We start from the raw sequence: 3,592 nt of genomic DNA on the forward strand, positions 1-3,592 counted from the left end.
TAACCGACTATATAAAATATATAAGGGACGACCGAGGTTTGAAGATTTTTTGGATTGTTTTGCTAAGTTTCCTTCTTTCGAATCTGCTAAAATTAGCGGAGGATGAATAGCTGCCAAAACAAGTAAATTAACATCAAAATCGACTTGGGTTTTAACCGTTTCAACTTGATGGAACACCAAACTTTCACATGAATCTTCTTGAGAAAATAATGCTCTTGTTTTATTTAAAGGCCGTTGGTATTCAACATTTAAAACCAAAAAATGAGACTCCTTTACAGAACAAGGTGTTAAAGAGAATAGAACCACAAGCAACAAAAGTGTGTTTCTTAAAAATTTAATATGCGATTTTGGGTTTTTCATCTGTTGTTGGCAAACATAATGATTTTAATAATAGGGCATTCCTAAAGAACACCTAACAATAAGTTAAAATGTTTTAAAAATAATTGAGCAAAAACAGTCTGTTAAATTGTCTGTGACCAATAATATTTTATTTTTACAATAACTAAACCCTAAATTTTGAAAAAACTAACCTTCGTACTCTGTTTTGTTTTATTTCACATTGGTGCAATCTGCCAAACAAAAGTTATTACCAACGCAAAACCTTCATGGACCACCACTGAAACGTTTGAAAAAAATCCAAAAATAAATGTTGAAGATATTTCACAAGGAAATCTGTTATTGTTGGCAGATTATCAAATTCACCTACCTAAACAAGAGTCCTTCTACAGGTTTGTAACAAAAATAACAGATAATGTAGGTGTTCAATCAGCTTCAGATATTAATGTAAGCTATGATCCTTTATATCAAAAACTATTTTTCCATGACATTACAATTATTAGAGATGGAAAAACAATAAATAAATTAGACGCCAATCAATTTCAAGTAATTAGAAGGGAATTGAATGCTGAAAATTATTTATATGATGGATCCTTATCTGCCATGATGAATCTTTCAGATGTAAGAACAAACGACATCATTGATTTTAGCTATACCATAGTTGGATTTAATCCCATTCACAATAATAAATACAGCAATCTATTTTTTCTAAATGATAATATTCCGGTTGGTAAGATTCATATAACACTAATAACAAATACCCATTTAAATCTTAAAGAAATTAATACAGAGTTAAGGCCAGAAATAACAACTAAAAATGGTCTAAAAACTTATGAATGGACCATAAATACACCTGATAAATTTGATTATGAAGATAATATTCCCGAATGGAAAATAACCCATCCTACTTTAATTGTTAGTGATTATGAAAGTTGGTCTGAAGTTGTAGATTGGGGAATACAAACCTTTAAAATAATAACACCACTTGATAATTCTTTAGTTTTAAAAATTAATGAAATAGATGCGAGCAATGAAACCCAAGGCAAAAAAATAAAATCGGTTTTAGACTTTGTACAAAACGACATTCGCTATTTAGGTTACGAGCTTGGAATTGGAAGCTATAAACCCAACAATCCGAACAAGGTTTTTAATCAGAGATATGGCGATTGTAAAGACAAAAGTTTGTTGATGGTTACCATGCTAAACAAGCTAAATATTGAAGCATATCCAATGCTTGTTAATACGAGTTTAAAACACACTATAAACGATTTGCTTCCATCTCCCATATTTTTCAATCACTGTGTAGTAAAGGTGGTAGATAAAGCCGAGAATGTGTTTTATTACGACCCTACTCTTAGCAATCAAGGAGGAACGTACAAAAACACCCATTTTCCGAATTACGAATATGGTTTAGTATTACAGCCACAAACAACCAGATTGGATACAATTATTTCATCCTCTTCGAACAAAGTGATTACCGATGAGGAATATATTATTGAGGACATGGACAAAGGTGCAACTTTAAGGATAGTTACAACCTTTACGGAAGGAGAAGCAGATAATATGCGAAATTATTTTAAAAATAATGGCATGAGCGATATTGTAAAAGAATATGAAAATTTTTATTCTTCTTATTATTACAATATAAAATCTCTAAAAAACCCTGAATTTACTGATAGTATATTAAAAAATGAACTGACCGTTTTTGAAGAATACAAAATAGACAGTATTTGGGCACCAATGAAATTTAAAGAAGGACTTATTACTGCATCCTTTACGCCAACAAGTCTTTTAAATATCCTATACATCCCTACTAAAGAAAAAAGAAATCATGAGGCACACTTGCCCTATCCTGTTTCAAGACAGCACAATTTTAAAATCAAACTTCCAACACATTGGAATATTGAGTATATGAATGAATTGGTTAGTTCGAATATTTTCTATTATGATTGGGAAGTGAAATACAATAAAAGTAAAAATGAGATTGATGTAAAACACTATCTTAAAATTCAAAATAGTTATATAAAACCTAATGAATTTAAACAGTATCAAACCGATATCAATAATGTGGATAAATCTTTTGGTTTTACATTGTACAAGCCGGTAAACAATAGAACCTATAATTCCTTAAACACAAATAATGGTTTTGCCTTAATTGCTTTTAAATTATTTAAACTGGGTGTGTTTGTGCTCCTAGTAATTGCCCTGATACTTGGAGTTATTTGGCTCTTTAAAAAATACAAACGGGCATAAAAAACCTGTATTAAAACGGTTTGTTTTTAAAAGATTTTTCTAATTCCTATAAACACAAAAATCATTACCGAATAAATAATAAAAAACGGAATAATGTACTCCTTAAAACCTAAAACCAACATCAGTCCAATTAATAATAATTGAAACCCAAGACCAAAAGTTGAAACGGCAGTCATAAACCAATTTGGGAAGCTTTTACTATTTGGCGCATTTTTATCAAGCGTATAAATAATTTTATCAAAGCCTCCGTAGAGGATTTTGTAAAGTCTAAAAAGAATATCGACATGTTTTTGTTTTTCACCAATTAATGCAATTGGTGTTTCAATTTCAAAAACACGACTGGTCGTATCGCCATTAAACCTATTTCTTAAAATAGTATAGTAATAATTATACAAAGTACCTTGCAATTGGACGCCTAGAAAAGCGAGAATGGCACTTATAAAATGAGAATCCGTAATAAACCAGAGGGCAGTAAAAATGAGTAGATTTAATAGAATATCAGATATAGAGTCGAAATAACGTCCCGTATAGGAAGGCGTGTCTTTTATTCGTGCTAATTCGCCATCAGCGGCATCTAACACAGATTTCAAAATCAAGAAAAAACTTGCTGCCCAAAATTGATGGTTTAAAATACAAATAATAGCTATAATTCCAGAAATAATAAAAGAAACAGTTACGTGAATAGGTGTTAAAGTGGTTTCCTTTATAGCTGTTGCCATTATTCTGGCAGGAATTCTTCCATAATCTGAAAGGTCTATAAATTTATGTTCATTTGGTAACTTCGACATCTAAGGATCTTTATATTCAGTATTTTTAATGTCTTAGTTTCCTAAAATTTAAAATAGCTATTGAATTTTAATAAGATGCAAAGATACTACTTAAAGAAGAAAACCATTTGTTTCGCTCGCGAAAGCCTTTTAAAAATTTCAGATAATTCAGCATTTTTAATGGGTGAAAACCGAATTCCCGAAAAAAACTATTGAATCAGTTTATCAATAATCCC

Annotated in this window: 3 protein-coding genes; 1 reads left to right on the forward strand and 2 read right to left on the reverse strand. The window is 30.4% G+C overall.

What is annotated here, in order from left to right:
• Nucleotides 1–360: hypothetical protein (locus VKY47_RS10485; RefSeq protein WP_324312630.1), on the reverse strand; the 360-nt coding region annotated here is incomplete at its 3' end.
• Nucleotides 361–516: 156 nt separating this feature from the next.
• On the opposite strand from VKY47_RS10485, the gene VKY47_RS10490 reads away from it, so the two are divergent.
• Nucleotides 517–2,589: a DUF3857 domain-containing transglutaminase family protein gene (locus tag VKY47_RS10490; RefSeq protein ID WP_324312632.1), complete on the forward strand. Its 2,073-nt coding sequence runs from the start codon at nt 517–519 to the stop codon at nt 2,587–2,589.
• Nucleotides 2,590–2,615: 26 nt separating this feature from the next.
• Here VKY47_RS10490 and VKY47_RS10495 read toward each other — a convergent pair whose 3' ends face one another.
• On the reverse strand, nt 2,616–3,377 hold the full coding sequence (locus VKY47_RS10495) for a CDP-alcohol phosphatidyltransferase family protein (protein WP_324312633.1): 762 nt from the start codon (nt 3,375–3,377) through the stop codon (nt 2,616–2,618).
• Nucleotides 3,378–3,592: the final 215 nt, after the last annotated feature.

The organism is Xanthomarina sp. (assembly GCF_035306705.1).
Classification (GTDB): domain Bacteria; phylum Bacteroidota; class Bacteroidia; order Flavobacteriales; family Flavobacteriaceae; genus Xanthomarina.